We start from the raw sequence: 16,002 nt of genomic DNA on the forward strand, positions 1-16,002 counted from the left end.
TTCACTTGCTCCGTCCGATCAGTTGCAGGAATTCCTGGCGGGTGTTGGTCGATTCGCGGAAGGCGCCGAGCATCACCGAGGTGTTCATCACCGAGTTCTGCTTCTCCACCCCGCGCATCATCATGCACATGTGCTGCGCCTCGATCACCACCGCCACGCCAGCGGCGCTGGTGACCTGCTGGACGGCCTCGGCGATCTGCCGGGTCAGGCTTTCCTGGATCTGCAGGCGACGCGCGAACATGTCGACGATGCGCGCCACTTTCGACAGGCCCAGCACCTTGCCGGTGGGAATGTACGCCACATGGGCCTTGCCGATGAAGGGCAGCAGGTGATGTTCGCACAGCGAGTAGAGCTCGATGTCCTTGACGATGACCATTTCGTCATTGTCCGAGGCGAACAGCGCGCCGTTGACGATCTCGCCCAGCGTCTGTGCGTAGCCGTGGCAGAGGTACTGCATGGCCTTTGCAGCGCGCTTGGGGGTGTCCAGCAGGCCCTCGCGGGTCGGGTCTTCGCCGAGCCCCTTGAGAATCTCACGGTAGTGGTGAGACAGGTCTTCAATCATGGTGGGAGTTCCTCGCGCCCGCACCGGGCGGGTCATTTGAGGTGCCGGCCGCCGTTGACGGTCAGGGTGGTGCCGGTCACGTAGGGGCTGTCGAGCAGGTAGCGCACGCTCTGGTAGATCACATCCGGGCCGGGCTCGATGCCCATGGCGGATTTCGCCAGGGTGCGGGCGCGGTACTCGGCGTCGTCGCCGGGATTGAACATGATCAGTGCCGGCGCGATGCCGTTGACCTTGATGCGCGGTGCGAGGCTGGCGGCGAAGGACAGGGTGAGGTTGTCCAGGCCGGCCTTGCTGGCGCAGTAGGCGATGCGGTTGGCGCTGCCCTTGCGGGCGACGTCGTCGCTGAGGTGAATGATGTCGGCCGGGGCGCCGCGCCCGGCGGCGTCGCGCTCGAGCAGTTCGGCGCAACGCAGGTTGATCAGGTAGGGCGCGAGCATGTGCACGCGGAACAGCGACTCGAAGGCCTGCGCCTCTTCGCCGGGCTGCTCGGCGATCCACGCCGAGGCGTTGTGGATGATCGCACGCAGCCGGTCGGTGCGGGATTTCAGCTCGTCGATGAAGGCCTGGACGCTGGCCTCGTCGGCCAGTTCGGCGTGCAGGCAGGTGGCGCCCAGTTCGCGCAGCTCGTCGATGCCGGGTTTTTCCTGGCGATAGGTCGCGATGACCGGCTGGCCGTCTTGCAGCAGGCGTTTCGCGCAATGCAGGCCGATGCGCTGGCTGGCGCCGGTGATCAGGATGGGGGCTGGGGTCTGGCCCATGCACGCCTCGCGAAAATCCACAGGGGAAGCGCCGCGATGGACAATGTCCGAGCGGCCGGGTAGGGCAAAACTATACCAGCCCCGGCGCGGTGCGGCACGGATGGGGCATAATGGGCGGCCTTGTCTTGCCTTGTGGGAGTGAACATGAAAGTCGCCATCCTGTCCGGATCGGTCTACGGCACCGCCGAAGAAGTCGCCCGTCACGCCAAGCGCCTGCTCGAGGCCGCCGGCTTCGAGGCCTGGTTCGACCCGCGCGCCACCCTGGATGCGGTGCTCGATTTTTCTCCCGAAGCCTTCCTGGTGGTGACTTCCACCACTGGCATGGGCGATCTGCCGGACAGCTTCCAGCCCCTGTTCCATGCCATCCGTGATCGCCTGCCCGCGCAATGGCGCGGTTGCCCCGGCGGCGTGCTGGCGCTGGGCGACTCCAGCTATGGCGACACCTACTGCGGTGGTGGGGAGCAGGTGCGTGAACTGTTCGCCGAGCTGGGCGTACGGGAAGTGGTGCCGATGCTGCGCCTGGACGGCAGCGAGACGGTGGACCAGGAGACCGACTCCGAGCCATGGCTGGGCGAATTCATCGCTGCGCTGAAGGCCTGATGCATCCCCGCGCCCGCCAGCTGATCGACACACTGCAACTCGCCCCGCACCCCGAGGGCGGCTTCTACCGACGTGTGTTCGAGTCGCGGCTGAAGGGCGCCGATGGCCGGCCGCAATCGTCGGCCATCCTGTTCCTCCTGCCGGCGGGAACCGTCAGCCGCTGGCACCGCGTGGATGCCGACGAGCTCTGGCACTTCCACGAGGGCTCGCCGCTGGAGTTGCTGATCGCCGACGCTCCGGAGTCTGTCGTGCGCATCGAAACCCTCGGCCCGGTGGGCGAGGGCAGCCTGCCGCAACGCGCCGTGCCCGCCCATGCCTGGCAGGCGGCGCGCTGCCTGGGAGACTACGTGCTGGTGGGGTGTACCGTGTCGCCGGCATTCGAGTTCGCCGGGTTCCAGTTGCTTGCCGATGATGAGCAGGCGCTACGGGATTGGCCGAAGCTGGCCGGCGAGTTTCCCGAGCTGCTCTGAACCCGCTTCACTAAGGATGCAACGGCATCTCGATCATCAACGCCAACCAGGCCTTCGCCGCATTCGACAGGTAGGCGTCGCGCCGCCAGATGAAACTGATGTCCCAGCGCAGGTCCGGTTGGCTCAGCAGTACGCGCACCAGGCCCGGCCGCTCCAGGTCCTTCGCTACCACGCGGGGTAGCAGTACCGCGCCCTGGCCGGCAGCGACCAGCGCGCCGAGGAAGTCCGCCTGGCCGCTGCGCCCGCCTTCCTTGGGCTCGAAGCCGGCTTCGCGGCAGGCGCGCAGCAGGCGGTCGTTGAGGGTGAAGCTCTGCTGGTAGAGCAGGAAGGGCGTGTCGGACAGTTCCACCAGTTCCAGGCTTTCCCGCGATGCCAGCGGATGATCGGCCGGCAACAGAACGTCCAGCGGCTCGTTGCAGAATGGCTGCCAGTCGAAGCCGGGCTCGTCCGGCGTGAGGCCGCCGCCCAGTTCCAGTTCGCCGCTGCGGACCATTTCCTCCATGGTCTTGCTGCCGCCCTCGATCAGGTGCACGTCGATGTTCGGGTAGCGCCGCCGGTACTCGGCGAAGCGCCCGGCAAACAGCGCGTCGGCGCCCAGCAGCGGTAACCCAAGGCGCAGTTCGCCGCGGTGCAGGTGGGTGAGGTCGTCCAGTTCGGTATGCAGCTCGCGGCGCAGACGCAACATGTCCTCGGCGCGGCGCAGTACCACTTCGCCGGCGGCCGTCAGACGGATGTGCGGGCCGCTGCGCTCCAGCAGTTGTACGCGCAGGCTCTGCTCCAGCTGCGCGACCTGCTTGCTCACCGCCGACTGGCTGGCGTTCAGGTTCACCGCCGCCTGGGTGAAACTGCCGTGGCGCACCACTTCGGCGAAGGTGCGCAGCTGCTTGAATTCCATTCTGGAATGGCTCCGATTCGATCTATTCGCTTTGGGGATGATAAGCGCGGGAGTAGGCTTTGCGCCATTCCCAACCGATTTATTCACCCACTCAACGCATCGAGATCGCCGCCATGTTTCGCCGCGCCGCCCGCCTGATTTTCGAACTCGCCGTCCTGGTCGCCTTCTGGTGGATCGGCGGCTGGGTTGCCACGCTCACCGGGCTGCCGCTGCCCGGCGGGGTGATCGGCCTGGCGCTGCTGCTGGTGCTGTTCGCCTGCGGGGCGATCCGCCCGGCGCTGTTGCAGGGTGGCGCTGGCCTGTTGCTGGCGGAGATGCTGCTGTTCTTCATCCCCGCCCTGATGAGCCTGCTGGACTACGGCCCGCTGCTGCGCAGCGAAGGCTGGAAGATTCTGCTGGTGATCACCGCCAGTACCGTGATGGTGATGCTCTCCACCGCCCTGGCGGTGGAATGGATGTGCAACAGGAGTTCGCGCCATGAGCCTCGATAAGCAAGCGCTGTTCTGGTTGGCCGTGACCCTGGGCGGCTATCTGCTCAGCCGTACCCTCTACCGCCGTTTCCAGCAGTACTGGTTGTCGCCCATCGTCTTCGTGCCGGTGCTGCTGTTCGCCCTGGCGATCCCGATGCAGGCCCGCTACGCCGACTACGCCCGCGACACCAGCTGGCTGGTGGCGCTGCTCGGCCCGGCCACCGTGGCGTTCGCCATTCCGATCTGGCAGCAGCGCGCCTTGCTTGCGCGCCACTGGCCGGCGCTGCTGACCGGCATGCTGGCCGGCTCGACCATGGCCATCGGCAGTTCCTGGGCCCTGGCCCACGCGCTGGCGCTGGATGGCCAGGTGACCCTGTCGCTGATTCCGCGCTCGATCACCACGCCCTTTGCCATGGAGATGTCCCACGATCTGGGCGGCGTGCCGGCGCTCACGGCAGCTTTCGTGATGATCACCGGGGTATTTGGCGCATTGATCGGCGGCGTGCTGATGAAAATGCTGCACCTGCGCTCCGCCCTGGCCCGTGGCGCGCTGCTGGGCGTTGGCGCCCACGGCGCGGGTACCAGTCGGGCTTACGAGTTCGGCGGTGAGGAAGGTTCGGCGGCGGGGCTGCTGATGGTGCTGACCGGGCTGTTCAATCTGCTGATGGCCCCGGTCCTGGCCTGGTGCCTGTAAGGCTCAGCTGAGCTCGTAGGCATCGAGCATGCGCGAGGTGTCGGCGGGGGAGTTGAACATCATCACATCGATGATCGACAGGCCGGCCTCGAAGGTCGGCCGCTTCTGCTCGTAGGGCACCAGCTTGGGCTCCTGGAAGCGCAGCGTCAGCCCGGCAGCGTCGTACTTGCGGCGGTCGAAGAAGCTCTGGCCGCCTGGCGGGTTCCAGTATTCCTCCACGCTGCCCAGTGCCTTGCAGATGTTCAGCGCCCATTCGTCCGGCGCTTTCGGGCGCTCCATCGGCAGGTCCATGCGCGAAAGCACCGGCATCTGCCGGGGGAATCCCAGGTAGGCGCAGGTTGCCTCCAGGGTGGTCTTGTTCAGCGAGACGATGTCTTCGAACGGATGGTCCAGGGAGGCGGCGATCATCTCCCGCACATCGCGGTAGTAAGGGGCCACCTTGCGGTACACGTCCAGCTGCGAGAACAGGCTGCGCCGCCAGTCCTGGCTGTTGTCCAGGCGCACGTCCTTGATCAGTGTTTCGCGGTGGTGCTTGATCCGCGGCACGCGGATGTACAGCCAGCCGTCCTGCTGCTTGAGGATGCGGTTGCGCTCGATCCAGCCGTGATGGATGTACTGCACGGTATCGAACAGGACGAACAGGTCGGTGTGCTTGATCAGGCTGAAGTAGCCCAGGTAAGGAAAGAAGTAGGGCTGCATGATGGCGGTTCGTTTCACGTCGGCTGCCTCGTTGGCCGAACTGGAGTCTCCTCCCGACTCCCAGGTACTGCTGCGGAATGTTGCCAAAGATATTGCGAAATGTTTCCAGGTGGATCGAAAGCGCCGGATCAGGCGTCGGGGGCAGGGCGGCAAACGAGCACGCTTCCGCCAGCCCGGACCTGCGATCTGGCTGCCGCACTGTCTGGATAGCGCCTTTGGAAGGAGTTGCCGGCGCGCCGGGTCCCGCTGGCGCCACTCAGTGCAACTTCGCCCACTATAGGTGGTGAGACTCGCCGCGCAAGGCGGCTCATCGGTCCGCGCTTATGGGGGAACATTCGCCAGACAGTGACAGAGGCAACTGTCAGTTCCGTGACAGTCGCTTCGCCGCGCTGCTGACTAGACTGCGCCATCGAACAACAACAACGAAGAGGCTACCGACCATGCACGCCGCTCATCCGCTGCCCACCGTGAACGTCAAGGACCAGGTCTCCGCCGCCGAATGGCAGACCCGCGTGGACCTCGCCGCCTGCTACCGCCTGATCGCCCTGCAGGGCTGGGACGACCTGATCTTCACCCATATCTCGGCCAAGGTCCCCGGCACCGAGGACTTCCTGATCAACCCCTACGGCATGATGTTCCACGAGATCACCGCGTCGAGCCTGGTGAAGGTGGATGCCTCGGGCAAGAAGCTGATGGACAGCCCCTACGACATCAACCCGGCCGGCTACACCATCCACAGCGCCATCCATGATGTACGCCACGACGTCGCCTGCGTGCTGCACACCCACACTGCCGCCGGCATCGCCGTTTCCGCGCAGAAGCAGGGCCTGCTGCCGATTTCCCAGCAGTCGCTGTTCGTCCTCTCCAGCCTGGCCTACCACGGCTATGAAGGTGTGGCGCTGAACCATGACGAGAAGGCGCGGCTGCAGGCCGACCTGGGCGAAGCCAACTTCATGATCCTGCCCAACCATGGCCTGCTGACCTGCTCCGCGACCATCGCCGACACCTTCCTGATGATGTTCACCCTGCAGCGCGCCTGCGAGATCCAGGTGCTGGCTCAGGGCGGCGGCGCCGAGTTGATCATGATTCCGCAGCAGATCCTCGATGGCGCCCGCGCCATGGCCGCAGTCGTTACCAAGAGCAAGCAGGGCATGGGCGGCGCGCTGGCCTGGCCGGCACTGCTGCGCAAGCTCGACCTGCAGAACCCCGGCTACCGCGACTGATGGCGCTGGCCGGCATCACCCTGCGCGACTGGCGCGCGCAGGGCTGCGACTTCACCTTCCGTGGCCACCCGATCAGGTACTGGAGCGCCGGCAGCGGCGCTCCGCTGCTGTTGATCCACGGATTTCCCACGGCATCCTGGGACTGGCATTTTCTCTGGCAGCCACTGGCCGAGCGCTACCGGGTTATCGCCTGCGACATGCTCGGCTTCGGCGACTCCGCCAAACCCGCGGGGCACGACTACCGCATCCTCGAACAGGCCGATCTGCAGCAGGCGCTGCTGGAGCACCTGGGTGTGCAGGAACCGGTGCACCTGCTGGTGCACGACTACGGCAACAGCGTCGGCCAGGAGCTGCTGGCGCGGCACGAAGAGGGAGCTTTCAAGCTGGCTTCGCTGGCCTTCCTCAATGGCGGGCTGTTTCCGGAGACTCATCGCGCCGTGCTGTCGCAGAAACTCCTGCTCAGCCCGCTGGGTGGTTTCTTCGGCAAACTCTTCGATCGCCGGCGACTGGCGCAGAACTTCGCCAAGGTGTTCGGCCCTGGTACGCAACCGTCCGAAGCGGAACTGGATACCTTCTGGGAACTGATCCGCCACAACGACGGGCCGAAGGTCATGCACCGGCTCATCCACTACATCCTCGACCGTCGCGGGCACCGTGAGCGTTGGGTCGGGGCGATGCAGCGCACCGACGTGCCGCTGCGGCTGATCGACGGACCGGAGGACCCGATCTCCGGCGCGCACATGGTGGTGCGCTATCGCGAACTGATACCGCATCCCGATACGGTGGAGTTGCCCGGGATCGGCCATTACCCGCAGGTCGAGGCGCCGGAGCAGGTACTGCGGCATTATCTGGCCTTTCGACAGGAGCGTGCCGAGCAGGTACGGACTGATCCGCCCGTAGATTAGGAACTGGCTGATAGGCACACTCTGAGTGGCAGCGGTAGCTTCCCCTGCTTTGTTCCGCCGGAGGCCGCTACCATGCCACTCAGATCCGTCATTCCCGTCCGCCAGCCGCAAGGCTCGCTGCGCTACCGGGTGTTGCTGCACATGCGCCAGGACTTCGTCTGGATCGCCATTCCGCTGCTGTTGCTGCTGCTGGCGGCCAGCGCGGCCGGTTGTTACTACGCCTGGCTCCTGCAGCACTGGGCGCCTGCCGCTGGCGCTGCGTTGGCGATGCTTGCGGCGGTGGGGCTGGTGCTGTTCTGGAGCGAGTACGACTGGTGGCTGTTCAAGCTCGGCCCGCGCGGCAACCTGAACATGCCCATGCGTTGACGGATCATCCCCTGGCCTTATCGGGCACCATTCAGCCGCGGTCGTCTTGGTTGTGACCGGATCGTGACTGCCGGACACTTGATGAAAAACCATCCTGTCTGGAGCCCCAATCATGAGTGATGCCCTGCACTTCGACGGAAAAGTCGTGATCGTTACCGGAGCCGGTGGCGGCATCGGCCGTGCCCACGCCCTGCTGTTCGCCAAGTACGGCGCCAAGGTGGTGGTGAACGACCTGGGCGGCAGCACCCATGGCGAAGGCGCCAATGCCTCGGCCGCCGACCGCGTGGTCGCCGAAATCCGCGAAGCCGGTGGCATCGCCATCGCCAACCACGACTCGGTGACCGATGGCGAGAAGATCGTGCGCCAGGCCGTCGAGGAATTCGGCCGCATCGACGTGGTGGTGAACAACGCGGGCATCCTGCGCGACAAGACCTTCCACAAGATGGAAGACGCCGACTGGGACCTGGTCTACAAGGTCCATGTCGAGGGCGCCTACAAGGTGACCCGTGCCGCCTGGCCGTTCATGCGCGAGCAGGGCTATGGCCGCGTGATCTTCACCTCGTCCACCTCCGGCATCTACGGCAACTTCGGCCAGAGCAACTACGGCATGGCCAAGCTCGGCCTCTACGGCCTGACCCGCAACCTGGCCATCGAAGGCCGCAAGAACAACATCTTCGTCAACGCCATCGCCCCCACCGGCGGCACCCGCATGACCGAAGGCCTGATCCCGCCGCAGGTATTCGAGCAGCTCAAGCCCGAGCTGGTCAGCCCGCTGGTGGTGTACCTGGGCAGCGAGGCCTGCCAGGAAACCTCCGGCCTGTTCGAAGTGGGTGGCGGCTGGATCGGCAAGGTGCGTTGGGAGCGCAGCCTGGGCGTGGGCTTCGACCCGCGCAAGGGCTTCAGCGTCGAGGACGTGGCGGCCAACTTCGCGCAGATCTGCGACTTCGAGAATGCCGCGCATCCGAAGGACAACGTCGAGGCGCTGCGCGAAATGATGGCGAACCTGCAGAAATACGTCAGCTGATCCGGTCAGCCTGACCGGCGGAACCGCCAGCGGGGCTGTTCCGGGGCGGTGAACGCAGTAAGGTGAAAGGGCCGGCTGAATGCCGGCCCTTCGCTTTTCCGCTTCCAGGCTCGAGGAGTTCGCCATGAGCGTGATAATCCAGAAGAACGGCCCGGTGACTACCCTGGTCATCGCCCGCCCTGCGGTGCGTAACGCTGTGGACCTGCCCACTGCCCAGGCGTTGGCCGATGCCCTGCGCGAGTTCGAACAGGACGACGAAGCCCGCGTCGCCGTGCTCACCGGTGCCGGCGGGAACTTCTGTGCCGGCGCTGACCTGGGGGCATTGGCGGAGGGCGGTGAGCGACGCAACCGACTGGAAACCGAAGGTGATGCCCCCATGGGGCCGAGCCGGATGCAGTTGTCCAAGCCGTTGATCGCCGCCATCGAGGGCTACGCCGTGGCGGGCGGCCTGGAGCTGGCGCTGCTGGCGGACCTGCGGGTGATGGCCGAGGACGCGGTCTGTGGGGTTTTCTGTAGACGCTTCGGCGTGCCCTTGATCGATGGCGGCACTGTGCGTTTGCCACGGATCGTCGGCCAGGGCCGGGCGCTGGACCTGATTCTCACCGGCCGCCCGGTGGGCGCACAGGAAGCCTTCGCCATGGGCCTGGCCAACCGTGTGGTGGCCAGCGGCACGGCACTGGAGGCGGCGGAAGAGCTGGCGCGGGAGATCGCCGATTTTCCGCAGAGCTGCATGCTGGCCGACCGGGCGAGCGTGTTCGCGCAATGGGAGCTGTCGTTCGACGTGGCGCTGGCCAACGAATTCCAGGGTGGAATGGCGGTGATCGAAAGCGGCGAGACGGTGGACGGGGCTAAACGCTTCGCTGGCGGGGCAGGACGGCATGGGGAGTTCTGATGGGGGAAGTGGCGCGACTAAGGGCACCCTCTCCCCAGCCCTCTCCCTGAAGGGAGAGGGAGCCGTTCGGAGTTGCCGGCTCACTTGGCGTTTCGCTTGACGCTTTTCAGTCCCCTCTCCCTTCAGGGAGAGGGTTAGGGAGAGGGAGACGCCCGCGCGCCGGACTCTCCCATCACACCAACAGGCCGATCAATCGCGCTCGATGATCACGTAGGTCTTGCGCGTGGTTTCCTGGATGTCCCAGATACCGAGGCTGTTCTGCGGCAGCAGGAAGGCGTCGCCGGCCTGGAAGGCGATCGGCTCGCCGCCGTCCGGGGTGAAGGTGCCGCGGCCGGAGATGAAGTGGCAGAACTCCTGCTCGACGATCTGGCGGCGCCAGCGACCGGGGGTGCATTCCCAGATGCCGGTTTCCACGCCGTCCGGACGCTCAACGGATTCCACGCGGGTCTCGGAAATCGGCTCGCCCAGGGGCACGGCGACCGGGTTCGCCTCACCGAGTTGAGCGTGCAGGGTGTCTTTCAGGTGGGTCAGTTTCATACGGGGCTCCAGTGGGCTTTCTATTCGGGGACTGGCTATTCAGAAGAGGTCGGCGAATCAGCCGACCTTCCAGGTCATCAGGTTTTCCATGCTGGCGGCGACCTTCTCCGCCAGCCGGCGACGCCAGGGCGCGCTGTTCGGGTTGGCCAATACATCGTCCTCGTGCACGAAGCTGCGGATGATGGCGTTGTAGCCGATCCAGCGGCAGGGTTCCGGCTCCCAGCCGCGCAGGCCGTCCTGCACGCTGCGGTCGTTGATGACCCAGGGCTGGCGGGTGAGGGCGCTGTCCTGGCCGAGGATCAGGTCGGCCAGCGTGCGGCCGCCCAGGTTGGTGGCGCCGACGCCTTCACCGCCGTAGCCGCCGGCGAGGGCGATGCCGTTGCGGCGGTCGACCAGCATGTGCGGGTGGAAGCGCCGCGACATGCCCAGGTTGCCGCCCCAGGTGTGGGTGATGCGCACGTCCTTCAATTGCGGGAACAGTTCGCTGAACAGGTAGCGGCGCAGCTCCACTTCATCATTGGTCAGGCTGAAGTCGTTGCGCAGCTTGCCGCCGAAGCGGTAGCCGCCGCGCGCGCCAAAGGCCAGGCGGTTGTCCGGGGTGCGCTGGCCGTAGGTGACCTGGCGGCTGAATTCGCTGAAGGCCTGGCCCTTGTCGAGGCCGATCTCCGCCCAGACCGATTCGGGCAGCGGCTCGGTGGCCACCAGCAGGCTCTGCACCGGTAGCTGGTAGTTGCCCAGCGGGGGCAGGTCGGCGGCGTAGCCTTCGATGGCCGGCACCACCCATTGTGCTTTCAGTTCACCCTGCTCGGTGCGCAGCAGGCCGGGTGCCCAATGCGTGACGCGGCTCTTCTCGAAAATCTGCGTACCCTGGCGTTCAACCGCCCGGGCCAGGCCACGCACCAGCTTGGCCGGGTCGATGGTGGCGCAGTGCGGAGTGTGGATGGCGCCCAGTGCGCTGGGAATGCGCAGCTGTTCGGCCAGCTCGCTCTTGCTCAGCCAGCGGTAGTCGTCCTCGGTCAGGCCTTCGCTGTGCAGATGCCTGAGGTAGTCGCGCAGACGGGTTTCCTGCTCCGGGTAGCGCGCGGCGGTGTAGAGCACGCCAGCCTTGCGGTAGTCGCAGTCGATGCCTTCGCGGTCGAGGACGCGGGCCACTTCATCGGGAATGTCGTGCAGCAGGTCGTAGGACGCGCGGCGCTGCTCGGGCGACAGGCCGGCGAGCAGACGGTCTTCGCCGAGCATGTTGCCCATCAGCCAGCCGCCGTTGCGACCGGATGCGCCGAAGCCGGCGGTCTCGGCCTCGACGATGGCGATCTTCAGCTGCGGCGCGCGCAGCTTCAGGTAATAGGCAGTCCACAAACCGGTGTAGCCGGCGCCGGCGATGGCCACATCGACGTCCAGGGTGCCCTGCAGGGATGGCCGCGGGACGAGATCATCGTCCAGCTGGTTCATCCACAGACTGATATGACGCCATGCCGACATAGACGACTCCAAAAGGAAGAAGGGGGAATGTCGGCAAGCCTAGATTTGGCGCGGGGTTCTGTCGTGCGCGCGGGTACGCGAGGATTGCTCGCGTACCCGCCGGCAGGGGCGCATCAGGCCTCTGCCTGTTCCTCGCGCAGGCGTTTCAGATACTCGCGGGGAGACTGGCCGGTCTGCTGGCGGAAGCAGCGATAGAAGGCCGAGAGCGAGTTGAAGCCGGCGGAAAAGGCCAGTTCGTCGATGCGCGAAGGCAGCGGCGGGCGCAGCTGGCTGAGCAGGTGGGTCAGGCGGGTCTGGTTGACGTACTGGTAGAAGCTCAGGCCCATCACCTGGTTGAGCAGGTAGGAAATCTGGTTGCGCGTGTAGCCGGTGGCAGTGGCCACCTGGGTCAGGTCCAGGTCCGGCGCCAGGTACGGCTGGCTCTTGCTGAAGTAGTCCTCCAGGTCGCTGGCCAACTGGCTGAGCTGGCGCGGCGAGAGGCCCAGGCGGCTGGTGGCCGGACGCGGGTCGATGGCCTGTGGACGGCTTTCGCCGCCTTCGCGCACGACCGAAGCATATTCGTTGATGCGCCAGATCAGGCCGTCGCGCACGGTGATCGCTTCGCTGGAGTGGAAGGTCGCCAGGCGGCCGCTCAAGGTGACCGCGATGCGGTACTGGATGAAGGCGGTGTCGCCGTCCACGCGGATGCGGTCGATGTGGTCGAGGAACTCTTCCGGGCGGCTGGGCATGGTGGCCTGCACGTAGTCGCGCAGGTCGGTGTAGCCCAGGGTGCGGTTCTGGAAGAAGTCGTTGTACTGCACCTGCGCGTGATACAGCGTGAGCACCGCTTCGAGGTCGCGATGCTTCCAGTACTGATGGTAGCGCAGCACCACCTCGCGGGTCTGCTCGGTCAGGTGGCTGTCGGTCGGGCGTTGGTCGATGGCATGCATAGGGGGCTAAGGATGCCCCAGACAGCGCTTCTCGGGTAGTGGAAAAGCACCTGCCGGGCGCAAGGCACTATCCATCGTCTCGATGATCCGTCATCGCTTGCGCCAATATCGCCCGCCAGAGCCCATGGCAGAGGGGGGATTCACTCTTTCGGGCGACACGCCAAATACCACCTTGGAGCGCTTACTCCCCGTCAGGTCGCTCAGTAGGGTAAGGCCACCTAGACACCGTCAGGAGAGCCGCATGACAACAAAAACAAGGCGCGGATTCTTCCAACCGCAACTTCTCGCCACTGCTGTCGCCCTGGGATGCGCCACCCAGGCTCAGGCAATCAACTTCAATATCGGGGAGATCGAAGGTCAGTTCGATTCCAGTCTGTCCGTGGGGGCCAGCTGGAGTACCCAGAGTCCGAAAGAGGACCTGATCGGGGCCGCCAACGGCGGCCACGGCATGACCCAGACCAACGACGATGGCCGTCAGAACTTCCGCAAGGGCCATACCTTCTCGAAGATCTTCAAGGGCATCCACGACCTGGAGCTGAAGTACGGGGACTTCGGCGTCTTCACCCGGGGCAAGTACTGGTATGACTTCCGTCTGAAGGATGAAGGCGTAGCCTTCAAAGACCTTTCGGACGACGGCCGCAAGGAAGGCGCCAAGGCTTCCGGCGCCCAGTTGCTCGATGCCTTCGGCTACTACAACTACGCGATTGCCGACATGCCCGGCACCGTGCGCCTGGGCAAGCAGGTGGTGAGCTGGGGGGAGAGTACCTTCATCGGCAACAGCATCAACACCATCAACCCCATCGATGTCTCCGCCTTCCGTCGTCCTGGTTCGGAAATCAAGGAAGGCCTGATCCCGGTGAACATGCTCTACCTGTCGCAGAGCCTGACCGACAGCCTGTCCGTCGAAGGTTTCTACCAGCTGGAGTGGGACCAGACGGTGCTCGACAACTGCGGCACCTTCTTCTCCACCACCGACGTAGCGGCCGACGGCTGCAAGACCAACTACAACATCCTCGACCCGGCCACGGTCAACTCGCTGAACGCCCCGGCGACCAAGGCGCTGCTCAATTCCCTGGGCGTCACCGTCACACCCGAAGGCCTGATGGTGCCGCGCGGCGCCGACCGCGACGCACGTGATTCGGGCCAGTGGGGCCTGGCCCTGCGCTGGCTGGGCAGCGATGTGGAATACGGCGCCTACGCCATGAACTACCACAGCCGCACGCCCATCGTGAGCATGAAGAACGCCGGCACCGCCGACATCGGCAACGTGCTCCGCGCGCTGTCCGTACCGGGTGGTGCAGCACTCGCACAACCGCTGCTGCTCGGTCGCGGCAATTACTTCCTCGAGTACCCGGAAGACATCCGCCTCTACGGCCTGAGCTTCTCCACCACCCTGCCCACCGGCACCGCGTGGAACGGCGAGATCAGCTACCGGCCGAACATGCCCCTGCAGCTCAACACCACCGACATGACGCCATTGCTCGCCACTACCGTGGTCGGCGGTTTCACCAGCGGTGGTGCTGCCGGCGCGCTGGCCCAGGCCGGCCGCGTCAGTCACGGCTATGTGCGCAAGGAAGTGACCCAGGCGCAGACCACCTTCACCCACTTCTTCGACCAGACCATGGGCGCGGACCGCCTCACCCTGGTGGGCGAAGTCGGCATGACCTACGTGGGTGGCATGACCAATGAGGTCGGCGAGCGCTACGGCCGCGACTCCGTCTACGGCGTCCCGGAGAACGCCACCGCGCGTAACGAGTATGGCAGCGGCGGCTTCTACACCTCGTCCTCCTGGGGTTATCGCGCCCGCGCCATCTGGGACTACAACAACGTCTTCGCCGGGGTGAACCTCAAGCCGAACATCGCCTGGTCCCACGACGTGCACGGTTACGGCCCGGTCTTCAACGAAGGCAGCAAGGCGGCCAGCGTCGGCATCGATGCGGACTACCAGAACACCTACACCGCGAGTCTGAACTACACGAACTTCTTCGGCGGCGATTACAACACCATCGTCGACCGGGACTTCCTGTCGCTCAGCTTCGGCGTGAACTTCTGACCTGCCTGCTCAAGGAATCGACATGAGAACGACAAGAATCCTCCAATGCGGCGCGCTGGCCCTGAGCCTGCTGTCCGGTGGCGTGATGGCGGCGGTGTCCGCCGACGAAGTGGCCAAGCTGGGTACGACCCTGACGCCCATGGGCTCGCAGAAGGAAGGCAACGCCGACGGCAGCATCCCGGCCTGGACCGGGGGCATCTCCCGCACCGCCGGCAAACTCGACGGCAAGGGCTTCCTTTCCAACCCCTTCGCCGACGAGAAGCCGCTGTTCACCATCACCGCGCAGAACGCCGATCAGTACAAGGACAAGCTCTCCGCCGGCCAGTTGGCGATGTTCAAGCGCTACCCGGATACCTACAAGATCCCGGTGTACAAGACCCACCGCACCTTCGCGCTGCCCGACGACATCTACGCCGCCATCAAGCGCAGCGCCGAGTTCGTCCAGCCGATCAACGATGGCAACGGCCTGGAGAACTTCGAGAAGAGCCGCTACTACGCCTTCCCGTTGCCGCAGAACGGCGTGCAAGCGCTGTGGAACCATCTGACCCGTTACCACGGCGGTAACATTTCCCGCACGGTAGTACAGGTGGTGCCGCAGACCAACGGCAGCTACACGCCGATCCGCTTCGAAGAATCGATCGCGGTGCCGCAGAGCATGACTGACCAGGACGCCGGCAAGACCGGCAACATCCTCACCTACTTCAAGCAGCAGGTAACGGCGCCGGCACGCCTGGCCGGTAACGTCCTGCTGGTGCACGAGACCCTGGACCAGGTGAAGGAACCTCGCCTGGCGTGGATCTACAACGCCGGCCAGCGCCGTGTTCGCCGTGCACCGCAGGTGGCCTACGACGGTCCGGGTACCGCCTCCGATGGCATGCGCACCTCGGACAACTACGACATGTTCTCCGGCGCGCCGGATCGTTACGACTGGAAACTGGTCGGCAAGCGCGAGATGTACATCCCGTACAACAGCTACCGTCTGAACTCGCCGGACCTCAAGTACGACGACATCGTCAAGCCGGGTCACATCAACCAGGACCTGACCCGTTACGAACTGCACCGCGTGTGGGAAGTGGTCGGCACCCTGAAGTCCGGCGAGCGCAACATCTACGGCCAGCGGCATTTCTACCTCGACGAGGACAGCTGGCAGATCGCCGTGTCCGAGCTGTATGACGGCCGCGGCCAGCTATGGCGCGTCGGTGAAGGCCACGAGATGACCTTCTACACCGAACTCGCCACCGGCTACGCCGCTGAGTCGCTCTACGACATCCTCGCCGGCCGCTACGTGACGTTCGGCCTGAACAACGAAGAGAAGCGCGGCTATCAGTTCGGCCAGAAGGCCAGCATGGCCGACTTCACCCCCGCAGCGCTGCGTAACGCCGGCGTTCGCTGATCCCGCAGTCCGCTCCTTGGCCCCGGCATTCCAGGTGGATGCCGGGTTTCTTT

General features: G+C 65.4%; 18 protein-coding genes. 11 read left to right on the forward strand and 7 right to left on the reverse strand.

What is annotated here, in order from left to right; translation table 11 throughout:
- Position 1: 1 nt before the first annotated feature.
- Both folE and folM read right to left on the reverse strand, forming a co-directional pair.
- Positions 2–562 (reverse strand): GTP cyclohydrolase I FolE, encoded by a 561-nt coding sequence (folE, locus tag GJV37_RS00830; RefSeq protein WP_170859752.1) that lies wholly within the window; start codon positions 560–562, stop codon positions 2–4.
- Positions 563–594: 32 nt separating this feature from the next.
- Positions 595–1,320, reverse strand: coding sequence for a dihydromonapterin reductase (folM, locus tag GJV37_RS00835; RefSeq protein WP_170859751.1), 726 nt, complete (start codon positions 1,318–1,320; stop codon positions 595–597).
- 144 nt (positions 1,321–1,464) lie between these two features.
- Between folM and GJV37_RS00840 the strand changes: the two genes are divergently transcribed.
- Both GJV37_RS00840 and GJV37_RS00845 read left to right on the forward strand, forming a co-directional pair.
- Positions 1,465–1,920, forward strand: coding sequence for a flavodoxin (locus GJV37_RS00840; RefSeq protein WP_065084521.1), 456 nt, complete (start codon positions 1,465–1,467; stop codon positions 1,918–1,920).
- Positions 1,920–2,390 carry a cupin domain-containing protein gene (locus GJV37_RS00845; RefSeq protein ID WP_038803572.1) on the forward strand — a complete coding sequence of 157 codons (471 nt, stop codon included), beginning with the start codon at positions 1,920–1,922 and terminating at the stop codon, positions 2,388–2,390. The genes GJV37_RS00840 and GJV37_RS00845 overlap by 1 nt, the downstream gene beginning before the upstream one ends.
- Before the next feature lie 10 nt (positions 2,391–2,400).
- Here the strand turns inward: GJV37_RS00845 and GJV37_RS00850 are convergent, their stop codons facing one another.
- Entirely contained in the window at positions 2,401–3,285 is an 885-nt protein-coding gene (locus tag GJV37_RS00850) for a LysR family transcriptional regulator (RefSeq protein WP_193452094.1), read from the reverse strand.
- A 113-nt stretch (positions 3,286–3,398) separates the two neighbouring features.
- On the opposite strand from GJV37_RS00850, the gene GJV37_RS00855 reads away from it, so the two are divergent.
- Positions 3,399–3,776, forward strand: a complete 378-nt coding sequence (locus tag GJV37_RS00855) for a CidA/LrgA family protein (protein ID WP_024762696.1) — start codon at positions 3,399–3,401, stop codon at positions 3,774–3,776.
- The gene (locus GJV37_RS00860; protein WP_064979867.1) at positions 3,763–4,449 is read left to right on the forward strand and encodes an LrgB family protein; all 687 of its coding nucleotides are present in this window, start codon (positions 3,763–3,765) and stop codon (positions 4,447–4,449) included. The genes GJV37_RS00855 and GJV37_RS00860 overlap by 14 nt, the downstream gene beginning before the upstream one ends.
- A 3-nt stretch (positions 4,450–4,452) precedes the next feature.
- On the opposite strand, the gene GJV37_RS00865 is transcribed toward GJV37_RS00860, so the two are convergent.
- Positions 4,453–5,166: a WbqC family protein gene (locus GJV37_RS00865; protein ID WP_024762698.1), complete on the reverse strand. Its 714-nt coding sequence runs from the start codon at positions 5,164–5,166 to the stop codon at positions 4,453–4,455.
- A 422-nt stretch (positions 5,167–5,588) separates the two neighbouring features.
- Here GJV37_RS00865 and GJV37_RS00870 point away from each other — a divergent pair, with 422 nt between their 5' ends.
- From GJV37_RS00870 to GJV37_RS00890, 5 genes are all read left to right on the forward strand, one after another.
- Complete coding sequence (locus GJV37_RS00870) at positions 5,589–6,371, forward strand: class II aldolase/adducin family protein (RefSeq protein WP_170859749.1); 783 nt, start codon at positions 5,589–5,591, stop codon at positions 6,369–6,371.
- Positions 6,371–7,276, forward strand: a complete 906-nt coding sequence (locus tag GJV37_RS00875) for an alpha/beta fold hydrolase (RefSeq protein WP_170859748.1) — start codon at positions 6,371–6,373, stop codon at positions 7,274–7,276. The genes GJV37_RS00870 and GJV37_RS00875 overlap by 1 nt, the downstream gene beginning before the upstream one ends.
- 72 nt (positions 7,277–7,348) lie before the next feature.
- Positions 7,349–7,642, forward strand: coding sequence for a hypothetical protein (locus GJV37_RS00880; RefSeq protein ID WP_024762701.1), 294 nt, complete (start codon positions 7,349–7,351; stop codon positions 7,640–7,642).
- A gap of 112 nt (positions 7,643–7,754) precedes the next feature.
- Positions 7,755–8,666 (forward strand): SDR family oxidoreductase, encoded by a 912-nt coding sequence (locus GJV37_RS00885; RefSeq protein WP_024762702.1) that lies wholly within the window; start codon positions 7,755–7,757, stop codon positions 8,664–8,666.
- Positions 8,667–8,790: 124 nt separating this feature from the next.
- Positions 8,791–9,558 carry a crotonase/enoyl-CoA hydratase family protein gene (locus GJV37_RS00890; RefSeq protein ID WP_170859747.1) on the forward strand — a complete coding sequence of 256 codons (768 nt, stop codon included), beginning with the start codon at positions 8,791–8,793 and terminating at the stop codon, positions 9,556–9,558.
- A gap of 189 nt (positions 9,559–9,747) precedes the next feature.
- Here the strand turns inward: GJV37_RS00890 and GJV37_RS00895 are convergent, their stop codons facing one another.
- From GJV37_RS00895 to GJV37_RS00905, 3 genes are all read right to left on the reverse strand, one after another.
- The gene (locus GJV37_RS00895; RefSeq protein ID WP_038803573.1) at positions 9,748–10,095 is read right to left on the reverse strand and encodes a cupin domain-containing protein; all 348 of its coding nucleotides are present in this window, start codon (positions 10,093–10,095) and stop codon (positions 9,748–9,750) included.
- A gap of 57 nt (positions 10,096–10,152) precedes the next feature.
- The gene (locus GJV37_RS00900; RefSeq protein WP_065085004.1) at positions 10,153–11,574 is read right to left on the reverse strand and encodes an NAD(P)/FAD-dependent oxidoreductase; all 1,422 of its coding nucleotides are present in this window, start codon (positions 11,572–11,574) and stop codon (positions 10,153–10,155) included.
- A gap of 113 nt (positions 11,575–11,687) precedes the next feature.
- The gene (locus GJV37_RS00905; RefSeq protein ID WP_037006572.1) at positions 11,688–12,503 is read right to left on the reverse strand and encodes an AraC family transcriptional regulator; all 816 of its coding nucleotides are present in this window, start codon (positions 12,501–12,503) and stop codon (positions 11,688–11,690) included.
- 241 nt (positions 12,504–12,744) lie between these two features.
- Between GJV37_RS00905 and GJV37_RS00910 the strand changes: the two genes are divergently transcribed.
- A complete protein-coding gene (locus GJV37_RS00910; RefSeq protein ID WP_024762706.1) occupies positions 12,745–14,556 on the forward strand; it encodes a DUF1302 domain-containing protein in 1,812 nt (603 codons plus the stop codon).
- Between the two features lie 22 nt (positions 14,557–14,578).
- A complete protein-coding gene (locus GJV37_RS00915) occupies positions 14,579–15,949 on the forward strand; it encodes a DUF1329 domain-containing protein (protein WP_084358705.1) in 1,371 nt (456 codons plus the stop codon).
- The last annotated feature ends 53 nt before the right edge of the window (positions 15,950–16,002 follow it).

Source organism: Pseudomonas nitroreducens (genome assembly GCF_010994165.1).
GTDB classification, from domain to species: domain Bacteria; phylum Pseudomonadota; class Gammaproteobacteria; order Pseudomonadales; family Pseudomonadaceae; genus Pseudomonas; species Pseudomonas nitroreducens.